At 68.4% G+C, this 21,685-nt stretch carries 18 protein-coding genes; 10 read left to right on the top strand and 8 right to left on the bottom strand.

The window, feature by feature from the left end; all coding sequences use genetic code 11:
* Positions 1-39: 39 nt before the first annotated feature.
* Positions 40-714, top strand: a complete 675-nt coding sequence (locus ACLQ28_RS15440) for a hypothetical protein (protein ID WP_425686956.1) — start codon at positions 40-42, stop codon at positions 712-714.
* 157 nt (positions 715-871) lie between these two features.
* Here the strand turns inward: ACLQ28_RS15440 and ACLQ28_RS15435 are convergent, their stop codons facing one another.
* Positions 872-1,531 carry a response regulator gene (locus tag ACLQ28_RS15435; RefSeq protein WP_425686955.1) on the bottom strand — a complete coding sequence of 220 codons (660 nt, stop codon included), beginning with the start codon at positions 1,529-1,531 and terminating at the stop codon, positions 872-874.
* Positions 1,528-2,574 carry a sensor histidine kinase gene (locus ACLQ28_RS15430; RefSeq protein WP_425686954.1) on the bottom strand — a complete coding sequence of 349 codons (1,047 nt, stop codon included), beginning with the start codon at positions 2,572-2,574 and terminating at the stop codon, positions 1,528-1,530. The genes ACLQ28_RS15435 and ACLQ28_RS15430 overlap by 4 nt, the downstream gene beginning before the upstream one ends.
* A gap of 129 nt (positions 2,575-2,703) precedes the next feature.
* On the opposite strand from ACLQ28_RS15430, the gene ACLQ28_RS15425 reads away from it, so the two are divergent.
* The 7 genes from ACLQ28_RS15425 (at position 2,704) to ACLQ28_RS15395 (ending at position 10,903) form a co-directional block, all read left to right on the top strand.
* Positions 2,704-3,618 carry a hypothetical protein gene (locus ACLQ28_RS15425; RefSeq protein ID WP_425686953.1) on the top strand — a complete coding sequence of 305 codons (915 nt, stop codon included), beginning with the start codon at positions 2,704-2,706 and terminating at the stop codon, positions 3,616-3,618.
* Positions 3,619-3,878: 260 nt separating this feature from the next.
* Positions 3,879-4,631: an SDR family NAD(P)-dependent oxidoreductase gene (locus ACLQ28_RS15420; RefSeq protein ID WP_425686986.1), complete on the top strand. Its 753-nt coding sequence runs from the start codon at positions 3,879-3,881 to the stop codon at positions 4,629-4,631.
* A 480-nt stretch (positions 4,632-5,111) separates the two neighbouring features.
* Positions 5,112-5,549: a hypothetical protein gene (locus tag ACLQ28_RS15415; RefSeq protein ID WP_425686952.1), complete on the top strand. Its 438-nt coding sequence runs from the start codon at positions 5,112-5,114 to the stop codon at positions 5,547-5,549.
* A 198-nt stretch (positions 5,550-5,747) separates the two neighbouring features.
* Positions 5,748-9,020 carry a hypothetical protein gene (locus ACLQ28_RS15410; protein ID WP_425686951.1) on the top strand — a complete coding sequence of 1,091 codons (3,273 nt, stop codon included), beginning with the start codon at positions 5,748-5,750 and terminating at the stop codon, positions 9,018-9,020.
* Between the two features lie 90 nt (positions 9,021-9,110).
* Entirely contained in the window at positions 9,111-9,470 is a 360-nt protein-coding gene (locus ACLQ28_RS15405) for a hypothetical protein (RefSeq protein WP_425686950.1), read from the top strand.
* Positions 9,464-10,330 carry a hypothetical protein gene (locus ACLQ28_RS15400; protein ID WP_425686949.1) on the top strand — a complete coding sequence of 289 codons (867 nt, stop codon included), beginning with the start codon at positions 9,464-9,466 and terminating at the stop codon, positions 10,328-10,330. The genes ACLQ28_RS15405 and ACLQ28_RS15400 overlap by 7 nt, the downstream gene beginning before the upstream one ends.
* 138 nt (positions 10,331-10,468) lie before the next feature.
* Positions 10,469-10,903 carry a hypothetical protein gene (locus ACLQ28_RS15395; RefSeq protein ID WP_425686948.1) on the top strand — a complete coding sequence of 145 codons (435 nt, stop codon included), beginning with the start codon at positions 10,469-10,471 and terminating at the stop codon, positions 10,901-10,903.
* Positions 10,904-11,140: 237 nt separating this feature from the next.
* Here the strand turns inward: ACLQ28_RS15395 and ACLQ28_RS15390 are convergent, their stop codons facing one another.
* From ACLQ28_RS15390 to ACLQ28_RS15370, 5 genes are all read right to left on the bottom strand, one after another.
* Entirely contained in the window at positions 11,141-13,228 is a 2,088-nt protein-coding gene (locus tag ACLQ28_RS15390) for a serine/threonine protein kinase (RefSeq protein WP_425686947.1), read from the bottom strand.
* 511 nt (positions 13,229-13,739) lie between these two features.
* Positions 13,740-14,225 carry a GNAT family N-acetyltransferase gene (locus ACLQ28_RS15385; RefSeq protein WP_425686946.1) on the bottom strand — a complete coding sequence of 162 codons (486 nt, stop codon included), beginning with the start codon at positions 14,223-14,225 and terminating at the stop codon, positions 13,740-13,742.
* Between the two features lie 142 nt (positions 14,226-14,367).
* A complete protein-coding gene (locus ACLQ28_RS15380; RefSeq protein ID WP_425686945.1) occupies positions 14,368-14,814 on the bottom strand; it encodes a GNAT family N-acetyltransferase in 447 nt (148 codons plus the stop codon).
* Positions 14,815-14,922: 108 nt separating this feature from the next.
* The gene (locus tag ACLQ28_RS15375; RefSeq protein WP_425686944.1) at positions 14,923-15,282 is read right to left on the bottom strand and encodes a VOC family protein; all 360 of its coding nucleotides are present in this window, start codon (positions 15,280-15,282) and stop codon (positions 14,923-14,925) included.
* Positions 15,283-15,723: 441 nt separating this feature from the next.
* Positions 15,724-16,332, bottom strand: coding sequence for a TetR/AcrR family transcriptional regulator (locus ACLQ28_RS15370; RefSeq protein ID WP_425686943.1), 609 nt, complete (start codon positions 16,330-16,332; stop codon positions 15,724-15,726).
* Positions 16,333-16,402: 70 nt separating this feature from the next.
* On the opposite strand from ACLQ28_RS15370, the gene ACLQ28_RS15365 reads away from it, so the two are divergent.
* Complete coding sequence (locus tag ACLQ28_RS15365) at positions 16,403-17,389, top strand: hypothetical protein (protein WP_425686942.1); 987 nt, start codon at positions 16,403-16,405, stop codon at positions 17,387-17,389.
* Between the two features lie 92 nt (positions 17,390-17,481).
* On the opposite strand, the gene ACLQ28_RS15360 is transcribed toward ACLQ28_RS15365, so the two are convergent.
* Positions 17,482-17,931 (bottom strand): group II truncated hemoglobin, encoded by a 450-nt coding sequence (locus ACLQ28_RS15360; protein WP_425686941.1) that lies wholly within the window; start codon positions 17,929-17,931, stop codon positions 17,482-17,484.
* A 938-nt stretch (positions 17,932-18,869) separates the two neighbouring features.
* Here ACLQ28_RS15360 and ACLQ28_RS15355 point away from each other — a divergent pair.
* Positions 18,870-21,569: an RICIN domain-containing protein gene (locus tag ACLQ28_RS15355; RefSeq protein ID WP_425686940.1), complete on the top strand. Its 2,700-nt coding sequence runs from the start codon at positions 18,870-18,872 to the stop codon at positions 21,567-21,569.
* The last annotated feature ends 116 nt before the right edge of the window (positions 21,570-21,685 follow it).

Here is a 21,685-nt window from a genome sequence, read left to right as displayed (position 1 = left end):
TATGAGCCTGTGTTACATCACAATGAGGCTGTCGACTTCTTGCGTCGCTACGACGGCGTCCCGCCGGAGATCCTGGCCGATGGGACTTGGTTGCTTGAGCGGCGAACCTTCTGGGCGAGCCTGATGTACGGCTTGGCTGAGGAGGACCTCCTCCATGCTCTGTTCGGCAGCGGGGAAGAGGTCTGGCTAACTGACCAGATCGACAATCTGCATGAAGAGATCGAACAGTCCGGTAAGTGGCCAGTGCTCAGGCTCGGAACCCAGGCTTCAGACTTCGCGATGGTCGCCTGGCATGGTCACGGCACGGAGGGCTACGACTTCGTCGTTTTGCCTGGTGGCGATCGGTGTATCAGCGTGGCGAGTGTCGAAGGCGGCTTCTACGGACCTGGGTTGTCCTGGCCGGAGGCAGAGAGGTTGATCGAGCGAGGGCAGCTCGGCTCAACTGCTCAGCGTCTGCTTCTGCTTCTGCGCGCGCTGGGGGACGCGGATATGCCGACGGAGGTGGTGGGACAAGTTGCCGAAGCACTGTTGGCCGTCGGCAACGCCACGTGCTCCTACGAGATCGCTGTGGAGGCCGCTCAGCAACTGCTCAAGGATGAAGCGCGGTGGACTATGCAAGGTGAAGTACTGCTTTGCGACGGTAGACATGCGGTTCGCCGACCAGGCGGGCTGCCTCCGGAAGACCTGCTCAAGCTGACGCGGGCACTGCAGTAACGCCGTGCCTCAGTACCTCCTCGGTCCGGGTCTCCCGGCTGAGCGGGTGCACTCTCCTCGGCAGTTCCGGACGGCGAGCGGCAGCTCCAGCCGTCACGCTGCGTGCCGCGCGAATCGCGGCAAATGAGTGCGTCGTCCGTACGGTCGGTGTCTAGATCTATGGCGGGTCATGGCCGGCTAGGCCCACTTCGTGGGCCCAGACGGCGATGCCCACCCGGTTGCGGGTGCGGAGTCGGGTGTGGATGCCGGCGAGGTGGCCTTTGACGGTTCCTACAGAGATGCGCAGTTCGGCGGCGATCTCGGCGTTGGACCGGCCGGTCGCGACCAGCCGTGCGACGTCGCGTTCGCGTCCGGTAAGCACGTCTGGTTCCGGTGCGGCGGAGGAGCGTCGGGTCAGGTGCCTGATTAACCTGACGGTCACCTGTGGGCTGATGAGGGTGTCACCGGCCATCGCGGCCCGGATCGCCTCGATCATCAGCGTCGGACCGGACCGTTTGAGCAGGAACCCCGACGCGCCGTGGCGCAGCGCGGCGTGGACGTACTCGTCGAGGTCGAAGGTGGTGACCACGACCACCCGGATCGGGTCGGCGACGTCGGGTCCTGCCAGCTCACGGGTCAGGTGCAGACCGTCGAGACCCGGCATCCGCACGTCGGCGAGCACGATGTCGGGACGCAGGTGTCGTGCCAGCTCGAGTGCGGTGGTCCCGTCGCCTGCCTCGGCGATCACGGTCATGTCGGGCTGCGCGTCGAGAATGAGGCGAAACGCGACTCGGATGCCCTCCTGGTCGTCGGCCAGCAGGATCCTGATCGGTGTCACGACGGGCCCGCCAGGGGCAATTCGGCGCGCAGTCGCCAGCCACCGTCGTGCGGCCCGGCGTCGACCCGCCCGCCGACCGTGGCCGCCGCAGCGGCGAGGCCCGGCAGTCCGCGTCCGCCGGGGGTCGCCCGGGGTGCGGGCGTGACCGTCGCGCCGGCCGGCAGGTCGTTGGTGACGGTGACGGCGACCGTGCCGGAACCGGTACGGGTCACGGCCACCGAGACCGCACTGGCGGCGGGGGCGTGCCGGCGGACGTTGGTGAGCGCCTCGGCCACGGTGCGGTAGACAACGGCCGAGACGTCGGACGGGACCAGGCCCGCGGGTAGATGGTCGAGGGCCAGACCGGCGCGCACCGGCCCGGCGGCGTCGAAGCCGGCCACCAGCGCGGGAAGTTCGTCGAGCCCTGGTGGTTCCTCGTCGAGGGCATGGACGGTGCGGTCGAGAGCGCCCAGGGCGTGCTGGCCAGCTTGCTCGATCCGTGCGAACAGCGCCGTTGCGGCGGCCGGGTCGCCACCAACGACCAGCCCGGCATGCGCGGCGGCCAGCATCTCGCTGACGTCGTGGGCGACGTGGTCGTGCAGATCCCGCGCGAGTCGTAACCGCTGTGTCCGGCGCGCCTCGGCCGCGACCCGGTCCCGTCGCCGGTCCTGACGACGCAGGTGCAGTCCCACGGCGGCCGCGCTCACGGCCGTCATCCCCCACAGCCCGCACGCCCCGGCCGCGGCCAGCCACGACGACGGAGTGGTGAGCCGCAGCACGAGCACGGCCGCAGCCAGCCCGGCCGCACCCCCGCCGAGCATCACCGCCTGCGGCCGGGCTCGGTGCGTCACCAGGGCGACGATCACGGTCAGCGCCGCCAGCTCGGCCAGCAACGGCAGCAGCGACGGGCCCCACGCCGGAGGCGAACCGCCCCGACTCCGCTCGGCCATCGTCGCCACGATCGAAACCGCAGCCGCGATGACCGGGACGGTCACACCACACCTGCCCCTGGCGATCAACACGGCCGCGAGGACCGCGAACACCGCCGAGGCCACCGTCGTCACGAGTACCAACCCTAGTCAACCGGACCGCACGGGCCACCTACCGAAAGGCCGGGACACGGGGCACGGACCGGTCGGGATCCGGCCATCTGGCAGGTACCCGGACGGCAGCGCCGTGCCGACGCTGGTCCCATGCGACGCAACCTCATGCGAACAGCGACCGGCGGATGGTCGGTCGCGACGGCGGTGGTCGGCCTGATCTGGGCAATCGGTGGGCCGGGCTTCCCGTTCGGCGCCAGCGACCGGGCCACACGGATGGGCGCGGTGCTCACCGGCCTCGACCCGCTCGTGACGGGCCTCACCGTCGTCGCGGTCGGTGTCGCCGGCACGGTCGTCACCGTGCTGCTGGCACGCCATCCGCGGTTGCGGTTCGTCGGTTGGCCTGCCGCCATCGTGCTTCTGCTGGTCGTTCCGGACGGCCGTCTGCTGCTTGCAGTTGGTGAGCTACTGATGCTGCGGTGGGACCGGGCAGAGGCGGCCGCAGCGACACAGGCGTGGTTCGCGGTGGGTGGTGTGCTGTGGACGGCAGTCGCGTACCGTCCCACCTCCCGACCCACCCCACAGTGGGGCCGGCGGGTGACCTACCTCGCCGCGGCGCTTCCGCTCGTGTACGCGGTGCCACGGGCGGTATGGGCCGCCGGCCATCCATTCGGGCTCGACGAGGCGGCCACCGCGATGGTGTCGTCTCCGTCCGGACGCGCGCGGGAACTGGTCTTCGCGTGCGCCGCCGCCGGCGGCGGACTGCTGACCCTTGGACTCACACAACGCTGGGGCACCCGGATGATCGGCCTCCGCGTGCCGCAACTGCTGGCAGTCGTACCGGCGACAGTCGTCGCGGTGATCCTCACCGGAGCCGGCGTCACGATGTGGCGGGCGCTCACCCAGTTCGACCCGGCCAACTGGGCCGCGTGGGCCGGCAACCTGGCATGGCTGCCGTGGGGCGTAACCCTCGGGCTGGCCACCTGGGCCTACCACCACCGGCGCCGGTGCGATGCAATACCGGTGGACCAGGGACACGACCCACACAGGCAAGACGGGCCAAGATGAGCACCACCGGCCCTTGCGTTGAGGCCCGGCAATCGATCACCATTCCAACCCGATTGAATCGCCGCGCAAGAAGCCACACCGGATGCTTACGACGACATGATCGGGTGCACTCTTCTCGGCAGTTCCAGACGGCGAGCGGCAGCTCCAGCCGTCACGCTGCGTGCCACGCGGATCGCGGCCAGATCCGTACGTCAGCGCCAGGACCCCGATCGATATGGCAAGATCCGGCCATGAATAGCTTCGCTCAACCACTCGACGGCATGAAGGCACTGGTTGTCGGAGGTGGGGGCGAAGGAATCGGGCGCGCGATCTCGCGTGCGTTCGCCGGGGCTGGCGCAGCTGTCGCCGTCGCTGACATCGATCCGAGCCGGGCGCGAGATGCCGTCGAGGAGTTGACCGGATCGGGCGCCCATGCTGTTCCGCTTGCCGGTGACGTACGGTCCCGGTCGGCGGTGGACGCATTTGTTGCCTCCACCGTCGCTGAGTTCGGCCGGCTCGACACGCTCGTGACCGTCGTGGGCGGGCAGGTCGCGTTCGTGCCGGCGGTACGGCTGCACGAGATGAGCGACGACGACTGGGATCTGGCGTATGAGATGAACCTCGGCTATGTGGCGCGCGCGGCCCGCGCGGCGATCCGTGCCTTCCTGGCCCAGGGACAGGGCGGATCCATAGTGAGCATCGGTTCAGTCACCGGCGTCATGGCCGCGCCCATGCAGGCCGGCTACGGCGCGGCCAAAGCCGGCCTCGCGAGCCTCGCCAAGACCGTCGCCGCGGAATACGCCGGCGACGGGATCCGCATGAACGTCGTGGCGTGCGGCGCCATCGCTACGGAGGTGGCAAATACTGCGCGGCCCACCGACGAGGTGCCCGAGATTCCGATGCGCCGGCTCGGTGTCCCCAACGACGCCGCGGCGGCGGCTGTCTATCTGGCCTCGCCGCTTTCGTCCTACGTGACCGGGCAGAGCCTTGTCGTCGATGGGGGTGTCACGGTGCGAGGCCCGTTCTCCGCCTAACTCGGTCTCTCGCCTCAAGCCAACAGCAGCCTGAACGCGGTCATAGCGCCGAGCTGCCAGTATCCGGCATCCGCTCATCGGCTAGATCTGTGCGCCGGTGGGAGCCGTTGCGCTGATGCTGCGGCGCCGTTGAATGATCGCGGGTGGATGTTGCCGATCTGCTCGCTCGGGCTGCGGGAATGGTCCCGGCGGATGTCGTCAACGAGGCCGGCGTGACAGTGATGGACGTACGCGAGTACCTCGACCACGACGAGTGGGAGGTCGCGCTCGGCAGCGTGGTGCCGGTGGGGTCGGTGGGAGAGCATCCACGGGATCGTCCGCGCGGAGTTGCGACTCCAGTCGCCCACCGAGGGTGGCCGGCGAACGCCAATCCCGGGCAAGGGCATCCTCCGACCGCTGTGGGACCTCGGCCGGCGTACGGCCGCAGGCGACCCCGATCTGCAGCGACGCGCCTTATCAGGGCATGACAGGCTGTTCGGCATGGGCTCTGCCGACGGTCGCCTCCATCTGACACTAAGGATCAACAACGGCCTGCTCCTCGTGCGGGATGGTGCCGGCAATTGGCTAATCCAGGGTGCCGCCGACGGGCTCGTCTACCCGGCCGGGGACCGGCTGGCGTGGCTGTTGCCACTGCTGGAGCGCACCCCGAGCGACGTCAATGCGGAGCTGTCTGACGTGCCTGTCGCCGACACACCGCTTCCCGCCCTCGTGCGGTTCGCGCTCACCGCATGGGGAAGCTACTGGCCGACATGTTGGACTCGCGCGAACTTTCCCAGCCGCTTCGCGACCGAGCACTTTGCCTCTGGCACGTCTCGGCAACTGCCTGACGGCCTGACAAAGCCCGAATCCCGGAGCCACCTCGACCAACGCCGGACCTACACCGCACTGCACGCCGAGTACTCAAGGTGGAGCCGGTAGCCACGGAGGCGACAGCGACGGCGAGCACTCCGCGCGGGGACGCCAATGCTGACGCCTTCGGGCCCGCCGAAGAGGTCCTCGATCAGGAGTCTCTGGTCAGGGCGTCGCCGCTGAGAAGAATCCTCCAGATCGCAGGATGGTGAGGCGCTCTCCGAGCGCGGTGATAATCGATCTCGTTCCGGCGCGCTCACGGGCACAATGAACGCCGTGCTTGCCTCCACCCGCATGTTGCTGACCTCGCTCGATCCGCTTTCGTACCGCAGCCGGATGAGCCGCCTCGCGGAGTGGGCGCACACTGCGCCTGACCGGGTCCAGGTTTGCGCGGACCTGCGCGGGCAGGGCCCCCATGAGCGGTATCTCGCCCTGTTCGCCGCGGTGCTGAGCCGAGACACCGAGGGCATCACCGCCGCGACGTGCGACGCACAGCCGTCGATCAGGGGTGCCGCCTTGATCGCGGCGGTGCAAGCTGGCATCCCGATCGAGGGCCTCGCCGACAGGCCTGCGATCGAGCGTTGGCGTGTCTATCGGGCCCTGCGCCGTCGCTACGCACCGGCCGTCGCTGACGCACTGATCACCGAGGTTCGGGCCCAGGTCGGCGATGAGGAGGCCGCCGCGCTGCTGCCAGCCTGCGGCACCGAGACAGTACGCGAGCTGCTGCCCCACCTGGAACACGCGCTCAACCTCGAGCGGCTGGTCCGGCGGCATCCCGGCCCGCTGCTGGATCGGGTCCGCGAGCGGCTGGCTGCGGCCACACCTGAGCTGCGGGTCAGGGTTTGGGCCGATGCCGCCGATGCGGTGCTGCGTTGTGACCCGGCGCAGGCACTCGACATGCTCGAACGGTACGCATCCGAGGAGTCGTTGCCCGGTCCGCTGGGCGCGTACGGAGTGCTCGCGGCACACGACGCGGTTCGGGTCGCCCGCCTGCTCACCGCGCCGAGCCGCGCGGCCTGGCTGAAGCGGACCGTGCTGCCGCCGGCCCTGCTGCGCCGCCTCGCGTCGCTACCCATCGAAGAACTGGCGCCGCTCGCCAGTCGGTTCAGGGAACACAGCCCGGCGCTGGCAGCACTGCTCGACGCCGTGGCACCGAGTCGGCGCGGCGAGCTGTACGACCGGGCGTTAGCACACGTCGACACGGCGGTGCTGATTCCGGCTTCCGAGATCATGGAGGTGCTGCCGGTCGCGGTCCGGATCCGTGAGGCGAGCCGGGTGCTGGGCCTGGCGAAAATCCGCGAGCGGGAGACGGACGTGCGTACCTGGAGTGCGTACCTGGACTGGCCGGACGCCTCCGCAGCGCTGGATGTCGCGCTGGGATCGGGTGAGGCCGACGAGCGGGCGCACGGGTACGCGTTGCTGGTGGAGGCCGCCCGCCGCTCACGCAACCCGCACGCGGTGGCCGCGGTGATCGTCCGGCTCGGCCGGCTGCGCAACGAACAGGATCCGGTACGCGTGTCGGCGCTCACCGCGTTGACGAAGGTGGCGCCACTGCTGACTGCGGACATGGCGGCCGGGCTCAGTCAGCTGACCACCGACGCGGTCGACGCCCGCGACACCTCCGCCGCCACGACGAGCGCGTTGAGCATGCTCGCCGCCGATGTCCTGCAGCACCATGTCGCCGTACCGCAGCTGTGCGAGTGGGCGCTGCTCACGATCGACCTGGTCAGCACGAGCGCGAGTGTGCCGGTACTGCGCCGCTTTGACACGGTGCTGCGCAGAGGCCAGGAGGCGATCGTCTTCGAGCGGCTGCGCGGTTGGGTCGACGCCGGCATTGCCCGCGGCCGGTACGGTCCGCTCTTCGCGCTCACCCACGCGCTCGGCAAGCGGGCCTGGCGTCTGGCGCAGCTGCAGGAGTTGCTGCGTCAGGCGACCGGCCCCCGCACGCTGCCGTCGGTGGCCCGGACGGCGATCGCGCTATGGCTCGACAACCCCCGTACCCGCGCGGAGCGGGTGACCGAGGTGCTTGAGACCGATCCCTCGGCGGTGACGATCCACGAGGTGTGGGCGACGATCTCCCGATCCCGCACCGACCTGCTCGACCGGGTGCTGGACCGTCGCCCGCGCGGCCGGTTCATCGAATCGGGGGTGCGATGGGTGCCCGCCTGGGCGTCTCGCAGCGAGCGCTGGCTGCCCCGCCAACAGGCCCGTTTCGTAGACCTGCAGGAGCTCATCATCGACGACACCGGGCAGGGGGTGTGGCAGCGGGCGGCTGCGATCCGGGCCGCCGCCGGCGTCGGCGTCGCGGGCCGTGAACTGGTGCTGCGCCACCTCGACGCCCCCGAGGTGGCGATCGCCGAGGCAGCGCTGGGTGCGCTGGTCTGGACCGACCGGCCGGACGAAGCACTTCCGATACTGCTCCGGTACGCCGGCGGTGACCGGGCGCGTGTCGCGATGTATGCGGTCAGTCGGGCGGCCCGGCACGTCCCACCGTCTCGACTGGCCGATGTGCTCGGCGCGGTGGTGATCGGCTCGGCGAAGATCACGAGCCGGAAGGAAGCGGCCCGGCTGCTGGCACGGTACGGGCCGCCGCAGGTGATGACGGCGCTGCACGATGCACACACGGACTCGGACGCGCACCGCGATGTGCGCGCGGCGATCGTCTCCGCCGCCCGGCAGCGGCTGCAGACCGAGGCGAGCTGGAGCATCCTGCGGGCCGCGGTCGACGGCAGCCGTGAGGAGCGACGCGCGGTCCTGAGCGCGTACCCGAACACAATCCCCGAGCGGCACCGCGCGCGCTACGGCGCGCTCATCGTCGAGGCTTGCCGCGCCGCCGACCGGGAGGTTCGGCGGACCGCGTTCGGCCAACTCGGGGAATGGTCGCCGTGGCTTACCGGGATCACTGAACTGGTGGTGAACAGACTCAGTGATCTCGGCGAAACGATGGCGCGCATCGAGGTGGCCCAACTACTGAAGGCCGGAGGTGATGCGATACTCGGCACCGCGCTGGCCCGGCTCGTGAACCGCGATGCCAACGACGATCATCCCGGCGACCCGGCCGCCGATCGCCCTGCACGGCGCCGCATCGAACTCCTCGCACGCGGCGCGGCTGTCCGGTCCGAGAGCAAACCCGCCAATGCCGACCGGACAGCCCTGGTTCAAGCGGCACGGTGGCTCGCAGATCATCCCGATTTCGCCGGCGCGGCCACGGCGCTGCTGGTCGACCTCGGGCGGCTAAACAATCTGCACGAGATCGCAGACCTGTGTGCGGACCGGCCCGTCCTCGCGTTCCGCACTGCGGAACGCGTCGGCGCCCGCTTGCGGAGCTTCCGCGAGTGGCCCGCCCCGGCGATTTTCACCGACAACATCGCGCGCCTGGCCGGGCGCGGAGACTTGGCCGGCGGGCTGTTCGCGGTGGCGCTGGTCCGGCACGGGGCCGGCTTCGGCTGGAAGGCGCCATGGCGAGACCTTCTGATTGGGCTACGCCGGCACCCGAACTCCGACGTACGCGAAGAGGCGTACGCCGTGGACATGAGCTGACGCCCTTAAAACAGCTGCCGATACCGCGTTCCCTGAACCCAGGGATGGCAGCATCGTTCGAGCCCGGGCCATGTTTCGGGGAGTAGGCCCATGGTGCGCGGGCTCTCGGAACGGCTCAACCGGAGCCCGAACCGATTCGGCCACAAGCGGCGGATTGCGGCAGACCCGGATGTGCGCGGCGGCCAGTCCGGCGAGGCGACCAGTAGCATCCCGGACATGTCCGATCTTGCTGCGCGGTTCGCCCGGCTCACTGGCGAATACGACTGCCGAAAGAGAGCGGCGACCGCGCTCGTCGGGCGCTGGGACTGGTACAACTGGCCGGGCCTTGATCTTCGTCCGTTGCACTTCGAACGGGACCTGCTCAGGCTGGCCGCCGGTTGGACGCCAGGCCGCCGGTCGATCGGGATGTACTGCGCATCGGGTTCGACGCCGAGGGCCGCCCGGTGGTGATCGAGGAGTACAGCGGCTTTCTTCAAGGCCGCCTGTACTACGAGACGTTCGTCGGCCACGACGGCGACGTGGTCGAGGCGGCGCACTTCGATACGGACGGGCCCATTTACCTGCACGAATACCGCTTCGTGGACGGGTTGATGCGCTCGGCCGACACGGTCGCGCGGGGCGGCTCGGGGCGGGAGTCGTACGCATACACCGATGGGCGGATCAGCCGCGTCGAGATCGAGCACGACGGCCGGGCGCCTTCGGTGCTGACTGCGGAGCACGACGAGCGCGGCCTGGTCCGCGTCGTCGAGGTCATGGGCCGTCGGTCCGAGGTGCGCTATGAGCGGCCGCCGGCCGGATTCGACCTCGAAGCGGCGTGCCGGACCATCGAGGACGCATTCCTCACGCTGATCCCGGACGCCGTGGCGCGCCTGGCGGTCGACGGCCCCGCCGCCTGCGTCGCGCTGAGCTACTACCGATCGGACGCGCTGTCCTTCGAGGTCCACGGGGCTACTGAGGACGAGCGAGCGGCCCTGGCGGCGATCGACGCCCCGGCAGCATGGTCGCCGGCCGACTTCGAGGCCAGTACCGACGTCAACCTCGATGCAGGATCGGTGCGGCTGGTACGACAGGAGCTCGCCCTGCTCGACGCCAACGACCTCGATGCCGCCGCCGGATCCGAGGTGGGCCGGCGACTGTTGTGCGCGGTGGCGGCGCGGCTCAACATCCTCGACTGGTCGGACACGCTGCCAGTCGCCGACGACTTCATGGTGTACCCAGTCGACCTTGAGCTGGTCGACCTGGAGCGGAACCTGGCCGACTGCCTGCCGCCGGACCGGCTCGCCCGGCTACGCGAGCGCGGCCTGCTGTGACTGACCCCGGCCAGACCCGACCTCCGCATCCGCTCTTCGGCATGACCGGATGGCTTCGGTGCCACAGCCGGTTACTCATCGCGACGCCCCGGCGGCGGCATTGTCGGATGTGTCGTCTCATCCACTACCGTCCGGGCTGTGGCAGCCACAGCAGCGGGAGCGTTTCGTCGGACGCCGATCGAGCGGTCAGACCAGCGGGTCGCATGGGACCGAAAGGACCAGGCCTTCTTCGCTGCCGGAGCGTGTCACATCCTCGCCTGGGTCTGCCGGGATTCCTATCCAAACAGGTCCATTGAGATAACTGCGGTGCGCCTCCCGGGCCAGGGGCAGGTCTTCCACACCTACGCGGCCTGGGATGGCTGGGCGTTCGACCACTCAGGCTGGAATCCGGAGCCGCAACTGCTGGCGGTCAACGCAGACTTCGAAGGCCAACCGCTCACGCGCCTCAAGATCACAGAAAGTCTCGCTGAGTTCTGCCAGAAGCACCACCACCGCCTGCCGAACCAGTACTGGCATGACCCACGCCCCCGTGCCCGCGACTACATCGGCCGATACATCCCACCCTGGGCATAGCCCTTACCGGGTGCCGGGCCAGGTCCGCACGGGTAGGCTTCGAGCGTCGCCTCAACAGGTGCAGCGGAGCGCCCGAGACGAAGGTCGAACCGGCGGGACAAGGCGGCGGTAACGGTGGCAACCGCACGCGAGATGCGCGAACGGCAGCTGCCGCGCCTTGATCGCGGCAGAGAGCGCACCCTGGGGGCAGATTGCCGACCCGGACGCGCTGGTGACCGGGTCCGCGACGCAACCGGGTCAGGAGTTTTCGATCTTGGTCATCGTGGTGACGTCGCCGTTGGTGGTGGTGACCGCGACCAGGCCACCCTGCTCCCCGGCAAGCCACTTGGTGAACTCGGACGCAGAGATGGAGTGACCGGCGCCGGCGCGCACCGAGACGATGCCGTCCCCGCCGCCGACGTTCTCCCACGACGTCAGCTTCGGCGCGGACCGAACCGGGATCGTCACCTTCGTGTGGCTCTCGACGATCTGGAACGGGTCGCTGCATTTGATATCGCTCGAGTCGATCTTGAACTGCTTGCAGTAGTCCGCACTGGCCATCACGAGCACCGGCTGAGCCACCGCGGAGTGCGCGACCGGATCGTACGAGTGAAGCTCCACAATCGACTGGCTGGAGCCGGTCGTCGGATCGGTGAAGCGCGTCGGTTGACCCACCACCGGCGACCGGAGGTCGACGTTCGCGAAGGCCACTGTGGCGTCCCCTTCGCTCGCGTCGTTGAGCGCCCCGAGCACGACCCGGCCCGCGACCAGCTGCGGGTCGGTGACCGGCATGCTCAGAGCGGGCGCGCCGTCGACCGTCACCTGGGCCGTGCCGTTGTGCACGGTGATGCCGATCCGGTGCGTCTGCCCGACCTGGAACGCGCTCAAGGCGACCCGCTGCTCCGAGTTGAACCCATTCCCCGAGCTCTCGTCGATCCCCAGCCGGATCTCGTTCTCGCAGAACGAGGCTACGTAACCGTGCTGGTCGACCAACCGGAACCAGATCACCGCGCAGGCGCCCTTGGTGACGATGCCGACGTCGACCGCGATCGTCTGGTCGCCGGCGAACGAGTCCTGCGGCCCCTTGCACTGATAGAGGGTGGACATGTGGGTTGTCGCCAGCATCCGCTGGTCGAAGGTGCACCACCCGGCGGCGCTGTCGGCAGCCCGGTCGGCCTTCCACAGGCCGCGCCGGTCGAGATGGTCGGACACCCCCGGCCCTTGAATCGAGGGCTTGCCCGAGACGGCCACGGTCGACTTGGGCGCGGCCGACACCACGGGCCTCGATGCCGACGGCGACGTGCTGGGCACGAACGACGCCAGTGCCCCGTCCAGTTGGTGGCGCGACAACGCGAACCCGATGCCGGCACACACGACGGTCGCCGCCGCGGCCACGGCCACCAGGCGGCTCACCCGCCGACGAACGGGCGCGGCCGGCTCGCCTACGCCGGAAGGCCGCACCCGACCCGTGTGCTGTGCCGCCTCGGCGGCCTTGAGTAGCTCCGGCCGCTGGGCGAGCGCCCCCGCAGTCTCCGCCTCCAGCAGCAAGTCGAGCAGCTGATGGGCGGTCGGCCGCTCGGTTGGATCCTTGGCCAGCGTGCGGCCCACCAGGTCACGCAACGATCCGCCGAGCCCGGTCAGGTCGGGCGGCTGGGTCAGAATGCGAGCCGCTGTGGCGGCCGGCGAATCCGCCCTGAACGGGGTACGTCCGGTCGCCGCGTAAGCCACCACCACACCCCACGCGAACACGTCCGCCGCCGGCCCTACCGTGCGATCCGAGTCGTTGTCGAACCGCTCCGGCGCCATGTACGCCACCGTGCCGACCATCTGGTCGGTCTTGGTATGCCGGCTGGTCACCTCGAGCGCCCGCGCGATTCCGAAGTCGATCACCTTGGGCGTACCCAGCGAGAACAGCACGTTCTGCGGCTTCAGGTCCCGGTGGATGACCCCCACGCCGTGGATCGCCGCCAGCGCCGTGGCCACCCCGACCGCCACGCTGTGCAGCGTGCCGCCGTCCAGCGGCCCCCGCTCCCGGATCACCTCGGAGAGACTCGGCCCGTCGACGTACTCGACCACCAGATACGGCGTCTCGTGATCCGGGTCGGCGTCGAGCACCGCCGCCGTGCAGAAGCTGGGCACCTCGCGGGCCCGGTTGACCTCGCTGCGGAACCGCCCCCGGAACTCGGTGTCCCAGGCGTGCTCGGCACGCAACATCTTGACCGCCACCAGCCGGCCATCCGGCGAGCGTCCAAGAAAGACGGTGCCCATGCCGCCCTCGCCAAGACGACCGAGCAGCTCATAGTTACCAAGCCACTGCGGATCGTTCGGCATCATTGGATAGGTCACACGGGGCAGGATAGCGGCTTCCCGCTCAACCCCCTGGTCCCGCCGGATCCCCACTATGCGACGCCGGGGGTGGAGACACCAGTCCGAACCGCCTCGATGAAGCCATCAGGCGGCAGGTAGCGATGCTCTTCAACGTAATGGCCGATCAGCGCCGGTGCAGCGAAGTTCGTCCCGTCCACTCCGGTAAGCCAGATCTCGCCGTTCCCGCGCGCAACATCGGGAGCTTCGTAGAGCCGAATGTCTTGCCCGAATCACGCGCTGCGGCTCGACCGCTGCCCGGCAGAACTGGCAGTAGTGGTACCCACGCATGAGCCGTACTGTTTCGTCACGCGTCGATCATCGCAGCCAGGCCCTGGCCTACCGCGCTCTACGTATACGCAGTACGACCTGATCGATCGGTACGACGCCGGAAGCGGGAGCAGGAGAGGTAGTCATACAACACCGTGCGTCACCAGCAGCGATGAACGTCAGTTCGCCCAAGGCGGGCAGATGCGAGCGTCAGGCCCTATCGCTAAAGTTCGATCCAGTAACGCCGAGCGGGGCCGAACTTGGTGTCCCAGATGCACTCGAATACGCCGCCGCACCGCTCGATCGCTTTCACCGAGGCAACATTGTCGACCGCGCAGACGGCCAACAGCCGATCCAGGCCGAGCACTCGCGCCTCGTCGAGCATCCGGCCCATCGCCCAGGTAGCCAGCCCGCGTCGGCGCGCGGACGGTCGGATGCCGTAACCGAGGTGGCCGGCCCACCGAACGTAGTCACTACTACCGTGCCGCAGTGCGATCCCGCCGAGCACGTGATCGCCCTCGACGATCCATCGATAAGTGCAACGGTGGTCCGCCAGCCGCGCCACCCACGCCGCGAACCCGGCCGGCGAATCCACCTCGTCGGACGGGCCCACCCCGAAACCGTCCTCATGCGACCCCGGACCCCACTCTGCATGAGCCTCGAGCCAGGCGCTGTGTAGGCGGACAGCAGGTGCGATCAACTCGGGCACGCGACGACAATACCCGCCAGGACAGGCGTGGACATCCGGGCGAAGATTCCCGCGAGCACTGCGCTCTCCTCGACATGAGCGGACACCGCCCTACCCCCTCCGCGCGGCACCTTGCATCTAGCTTCGGTGGCCACTGCTTCCGTCAGGGCAGATTGCGGCGCAGGATGTAGTTGAAGCCGAACTCAGTCTCCGTGCTGCGGACGTCGATGTAGCCGAGCCGACGGTAGAAGCCATGCCCTGTGATGCTCGCTCCGGTTTCCATGTGGTCGTAGCCGTCGACCACCGCCAGCGCCTCGATGTGGCGCATGAGGAGGCGTCCTATGCCGCGACCGGCGGCCCGTGGGTGCACGAACATGGTGTAGACCTTGTTGCCGTCGCGGGAGACCGTGCCGGCGATCCCGTCTGCCTCTGCGACGAACATCTGTCGTTGGATGGCGAGTTCCTTGATGCGTTGCTCGGTGAAGTGGTCGCACATCCGCTCGATGACCTCCCTCGGATAGTCGCGACTGTTGACCTCACGCAGGCAGCGTTCGATGAGGCCCGCCACGGCGGGAGCATCGGCGCTGTCGAACCGTCTTATCGTCGCCATCGACTTATCTTGCCTGCAGCCGGCGTTAGGACGCCTGGCGACAGGTGCGAACCACCAGGTCGACAGCCCGCCAGTACCGAGCCGGCACCTACGGTGACGCGGTCATGGTCACACGTCGGCTTCGAGAGCGAAGGTGTTGCCGTCTGGGTCCTGGAACCACGCGATACGTCCACCTCCGGCCCGCGCGGTGATCCCCTTGGCGTCGTGCTCGAGCTGCTCGTAGCGAACGAACTCGACGCCGGACGAGGAGAGCTCGTCGACAATCTGGTCGATGTCGTCGACGTACCACGTCGCCAGCGTCGCCGGGGTCTTCCCGGCAGTGACCGACTGGTACACGTTCAACGCCGGTCCGCCACCGGAGCCATAGACGCGGCTGCCGTCGGCGATGGTGGCGCTGGGGCCGGACCGCAACGCTCGCAGGCCCAGCGCGCCTTCGTAAAAGGCCACGGCCTTCTGAATGTCGGACACGGCGACCGAGGTTCTGAGGTGGTACGCGCTCAAGGGCATGAACCACTCTGGCAGGTACCCCACGAATCGTGGTGCCGAATCGGCGGACCAGGGCCTGCGGAGAGGTCGAGCAAGCCTGGCTACGCGACCTGCGGCACCGCCACTGGGAAGTCCACCGGTTACGCATCACGGCGACGACAGTCGAACTCGACGTTGCCACCCGCGTCGGTGAGGACGGTTACTACATCACGGGGCTGTTGCCAGAGCTCGGCTGCCATCCACCTGTCCGCCTGTAGTCCGATGATCGGCGTGGGGCCTGACGGTGACCGCCAGATGAGCGCACGGCGCCCACCCGGCGCGGCTGTGAAGGCGGGTGTGGCTGTGATACGAAACGGTGTGCTTTCCGAGTATCAACGTCCTCGGCGGCTTCGTGGGCCGGGTGATCCGCCGCCGTACGGCTGATCAGCGTTCATCCGCGGCGGCTGGCGCGATCTGGTCGAGGTGTGCGCCGACAGTGGCCTTGGCGGTTGCGTTCGAGGTCCGGCCGGGGTGCAGGAGGGCGTGCAGGATCACGCCGTCGACGAGGGCGTAGAGACGCTCTGCCTCGACCCTCTGATCGAGCCCGGGCCGGAGCGCACCGGCGTCGGCCAGTCGCCGGATCATGGTCGTGAAGGCGTCGGTGAGGCGGTTGTCGATTTCCTTACGCAGGCCGGCCATGGTCGGTTCTACGAGGGCGCGTGCCGTGAACGCGAGCCACACTGTGCACTCGCCGCGCCGTGGCCGGTCCAGCGGCAGCATCTCGTCGATCATCGACCGGACCACCGCACGCGGGTCGCCCGTGGTGTCCACGGCTCGGATCCGCTGCTCGATCCGTTCTCCCACCAGCCGTAGGGCGAATCCGAGGAGTTCGGACTGGGTGGTGAAGAAATGGCGCAACGAACCCATGGACAGGCCGGCCTCGCGCGCCACGTTTCGCACCGAGGCCTGCTCGAGCCCGTCCCGCATCACGATCCGCCAGACCGCCTCGGCGAGCTCGGTCCGTCGGGCCTGCGCATCCACCAGCTTTGGCACTACCCTTTATAACACGCTCGTGTTAGCTTCTTGCTGCTATCACAACTGTGCTAGATAGGCGGGAGCGCCTGTGTCACGTCGAGAACACGCCTGGCTCACGGCAGCGGTGGTCGGCTGGATCGCGCTCAACGGCGCGGTACTGCTCCTCGCGCCCGGCGACGCCCCCTTCGCCTGGCCGGCGCAGCACGACCCGCCATCCGGGCCCGGCCAGGTGATCGCCGCTCAGGCCACCCTCGTCGAGTTGGTGCTGCTCGCCGCCATCGCTTACGCGCTCACCCGTGGTCGACCCGCACCGGTGATCGCCGAACGCGCACCGACGCTCCCGACCGCTCGCCGTGAAACGGCACTCGTCCTGGCGTACGGCGTCCTCGCCCAACTCGGTGGCCTACTCATCGGCCGGGGGCTCGGCTGGCACCCGATCGGCTTCCACCTGGCCGGTACGCTCGTCGGTGCCACCGATCCGGTCGGGCCCGCCGAAGCTCTCGGCTGGGCCACGTACAACGTTGTGGTCTACGCGCTGTTGCCACTCCTGTGGTTCCGGCGGCGTTACACCGCCCACCAGATGTGCCTGCGCTCGGCGGATCGGCGCGGCGATGCCATCCTCATCCTCGCCGTGCTGGTCCTCGAATCGCTCGCGCAATGGGTGGTGCTCGGCCACGCGTTCGCCGGCCTGGCCCCGGGTCAGCTCGCCGTCGGAGTGCCACTGACATTCCTGCTGTACTTTGCTGGCACGGTGCTGCCCACAGTCATCTTCGTGCAGAGCGTCCTCGTCCCCCGATACGCCCGTCTGACCGGCTCCACCACCGCGACCCTCGTTCTCGGCGGCCTCACGTACGCGGCGCTGCACGTGTTCGAGGGCTGGGGCAGGTTCGGGTCGCCGCGCGAGGCCACGCTGACGATCCTGTTCGTGCTTCTCATCTACACGCTGCCCGGCGCATTCAAGACCTGGCTCACCGTACGGACCGGCAACGCCTGGGTGCACGCGTGGGCCTACCACGCCTTCGCGCCACACACGATGCACGACACCGGGTTGATTGTTCGGATCTTCCGCCTCTGAGAGGACGAGCTGCATGCGGTTGCCTCCAGGTACGAGGCGACGCGGGCGGCCGCGTTGACCGAGCGGCAGTACGACACGTTCGCGGATGCCCGTCAGTTTTCAGACTGTCGCGGCCACGTCCAAGCGGGAACCTCACGGATCGGATGCAGCTGGTCATCGCTCTCGGCATGTGAGTTCTGTTGGGCCACGCGGGCGCCGAATTCGAGGTGTTCGCGCACGGCCGCCCGGAAAGCGTCATCGTCCGGTAGGCCGGCTTCATCGATCGCTTCGAGGTAAAGGGCGACGAACCGCTCTCGCTGCTCGTCGGTGATCTTTAGATTGCGGTGGACGTCAATGATGTACGTGAATCCCAGTCCGGTGGTGAACCTGTCGGGGCCGCCGAAGGACTCGGCGGTGAACCACGTGAGGTGTTCGACATGGCCCGGCTGGCGAGCGGGGAACACGTTGCGCAGCACGGGGTCGTCCAGCACCTTGGCATAGAACAATTCCTCCAGACGATGCAGCGCCTCGTCACCGCCAGCGAACTCGTACAGAGTGGACATGGACTCGTCCTTCGTTGCCTGGAATTGAGCGACTGGCGCGCTCCCTGAAATCCGATCGCTGCGACCGTACCTCGTTGTGACAAACATGGTGGCCTCCGCAAAGCCGCAGCGTCCGGTCACCGGCTACTCGTTCCATTAACCTGCGACCGTGGCCCGGCCAGGCTTTGGTCGAGACGCGCGGGCTGTCGCTCTCTATGCGGCTGCCCACGCTGGTCGTGTGGCTCTCATCTGGCCTGCGCAACCCGGGCGTCGCCCCAGGGCGGGGCGAGGCTCAAGGGGTTTGCTCGGCCACCGGTAGATATGCTGCCCGGCGCCCTGTCTACCATCGGCGCGGCCACCCCGTTGGGTGCCGGCCTGGCGGCCATCCGTGCCACGTGGTCGGGGGCGCCCCGGAGCCAATACACCTGCTGCTGATGGTCGGCTACACGGTCGTCTTCGGCGCCATCGGCTCGCGATTGTTCCGTTGGAGCTGAGCGAGGCGTTGTGCGGGATCCTGTTCGCGCTCTACACCGCGATCCCGTGGGAGTACCTGCCCAAAGAGAACTCAGGTTCGGTTCGGGGATGACCTGCCGGCGCACGTTGCGGGACTGGAACGACGCCGACGTGTAGCAACGACTGCACGCAGTCCTGCTCGGCAAGCTGAGAGCCGTCGACCAGCTCGACATGTTCCGGGCGGTGATCGACGACGGGCCTTTCATCCTACCTTTACTGCGGGTTTTGTCGGGATTAGTGGGATTTCAGGCTTCAGCACAAGATAGATGAGTCAAAATCCTTGACTCAGTGCCCGCGTTGCCGGTTAATCGCATCTATGTGTCGGCCGTGTTTCCCCTCGCGGGTGGTCGACGACGGCTGCGGGTCGTCGAATCGATTCGACTACCGCCAGCATCGAAGCCTTGACCCGGAGTCGTAAGACTGTCGGTGAGTCACAGGAGGTAACCGTGCATCGTACGAACGTCCACTGGGGTGGCCGATTGTCGGCGTCGGTCAGAGGCCTGGCCGCGACCGTGACGCTCGGCCTGACCCTGACGCTGGGCGGCCTGCCCCTGGCGACCCCCGAGTCGGCCCTGGCCGCGCCGGTCGAGACGCAGAGTGTCGCGGCCGCCGGACTTGACGGTGTGGCGGCCGGGAACGCCGCGATCACCTCGGTCGACCTGGCCGGGACGTGGAGCTTCACGCCCTCGGGTCGGGGAACGACCTCGATCGCGGTGCCCGGTGGCGGCTGGTACAAGCAGGGCTTCACCGACGTGAACGAGGCGGTCTACTCGCGCAGCATCACCGTGCCGGACTCGGGGCAGCCGCAGTCGACCTGGATCGAGTTCGGCGCCGTCAACCACCAGGCGACACTGTCGGTCGACGGCCGGGTGGTCGCCACCCAGACGACGGCGTTCACCCCGTCGAACTTCGACATCAGTGGCTACGCCGCACCGGGCACCACCCACACGATCAGCGTGCAGGTGAAGGGCCGCGGTGCGTTGAGGTCGTCCGACGGCAAGTACCTGGTCCCCATCGCGGCCGACTGGTCCGAGGCGATACCGCAGGGCATCTACCGGTCCGCGTCCCTGCGGGTGTACCCGGCGGTGTATGTCAGCGACACGTTCGTCCGCACCTCGGTGGCGAACCGCACCCTCAGCTACGACGTGTCGGTGACCAACTCCTCGTCCGCGAGCAGAACGGTCACCCTGAACGGATCGATCACGTCCGACGGTGCGGGCTCTTTCAGCTACCCGCAGCTGCCGCAGCAGACCGTGACGGTGGCGGCCCGTTCGACGGCGAAGGTCACGGTGGGCCCCGTGGCGTGGAACCTCGGCGCCACCTCGTATTGGTGGCCCAATGTGCCGTACCGGTCCGGATACCGGGCCCAACTGCACCGCCTGGCGATCCGCGCCACCGCTGACGACGGCCGCACCAGTGACGCCACGTACCGCTTCGGGTTCCGGGAGAGCACGCAGAACGGCGAGTACTACTACCTCAACGGCGTGCGGGTGAACTTCCGTGGCGACAGCCTGCAGGGTGCCGACTACGACCGGATCAACAACGGCGGCAAGGGCGACGCGTACGACACCCTGCCCGGGTTCCTGCCGCCGTCGTCCGGCAACGGCGGCTGGCCCGCGGCGGTGAACAACTACCAGCGGCTCAACTACAACGTGGTACGCATGCACATGGAACCGGCCAGCCCGTACATGCTCGACGTGGCCGACGAGATGGGCCTGATGGTCATCGACGAGACCGCTATCCGCAGTGGCTCCCAGGACTTCGTGTCCGGACGCACCAACATGGTGGCCCACGCTCGTGCACTGACCCTGCGCGACCGCAACCATCCGGCGATCATCCGCTGGAGCCAGATCAACGAGCCCAGCTCCAACAACAACGACTCGCAGCAGTTCCAACAGGACCTTTACGCGGCGATGAACGGCAATGACGGCACCCGGCCGATCAGCATCGACGCCGGCCCAGGCGCGGACTCGCCCAGCCGGTATCCGGCCATGAACTACTCCAACTTCGCCATCTTCGCGCACTACCTGGACGGCGTCGGCCGCTACGGCGAGGCCCTGAATCGCAATTCCGGGCGTCCGGACGGCGAAGGCGAGTACATCTGGCCTGCCTGCAGCACCAAGCAGGGCTTCACGTGGTTCGCCACCGCAACTGCTGCCAAGCGCGGCAAGGACGCCAGCGACCTGCGCCCGTACACGCTGCTGTCCGCCTGGGCCAGCGTCGTGCCCGGAGTGCGAACCACCGACTTCACCACGGAGGAGAACACTCGCCCGGTCTACGGCGCGGACAATCTGACCGACCCGTGGAGCAACGCACAGATCCAGCGCGTGCAGGCGGCGTTCAACCCGGTGGCGGCGGTCGACCTCCCCTACTGGTCCGCCTCCGGCAATTCGGACTCGAACGGCAACTTCCCACTGCCGCAGGCGGTGCCCAGCTACGCCCGTAACTCCACGGTGACCCGCAACATCACCGTGTTCAACGACGACTTCACCAACACCTCGGTGAACTTCGCCTGGACCGCCCGGCTCGACAGCCCGACCGGCGCGGTCGTCGCGTCCGGCAGCAACACCCTGACCGTCCCGCTCGGCTCACGGGTCACCCAGCCGGTGTCCTTCACCGCCCCCGCCACCGGCAACCGCGTGTACCTGCAGCTGTCGACCGCCAAGTCCGGCAGCACCCTCTTCACCGACTCGGTCGAATACCTCAACCTCGGTGGAAGCGGCGGAACCGGGCCCACTCCCGGCACCTACCGCATCGTCAACCGCAACAGCGGCAAGCCTCTCGCCATCGCCGGCAACTCCACCGCCGACGGTGCCAAGGCGGTCCAGCAGAGCGGCACCCCCACCTGGACCATCAGCACCACGCAGGACGCCTACACCCTGCGCTACACCGCCTCCGGAAAGATGCTCGACGTCAACGCCGGCAGCACCACGACGGGCCTGCAACTACAGCAGTGGTCGGCAAACGGCGGCACCAACCAGTCGTGGTACCTGCGGCCCACCGGTGACGGCTACTACACCATCGTCAACCAGGCCAGCGGACTGGCGGCCGACGTCTACGCCGCAGCGACAAGTGACGGCGCGCAGGTCGTGCAGTGGACCGCCAACAGCGGGACCAACCAACAGTGGCAGTTCGTACGCGTCTGACCAGCACCAGAGGTGGTTGCAAGTCCGACCGCCGGTGACCAGCTGACGATCGTTGTGATGCCTACTCGGGCGTGGGGTTCCCGAGCCCGAGTAGGCCACGATCCGATCGCACAACC

It is taken from the genome of Micromonospora sp. DT201 (assembly GCF_049841575.1).
Taxonomy (GTDB): domain Bacteria; phylum Actinomycetota; class Actinomycetes; order Mycobacteriales; family Micromonosporaceae; genus Micromonospora.
The sequence above is the reverse complement of the archived record's forward strand: the minus strand, read 5'-3'. Positions and strand labels throughout refer to the sequence as shown.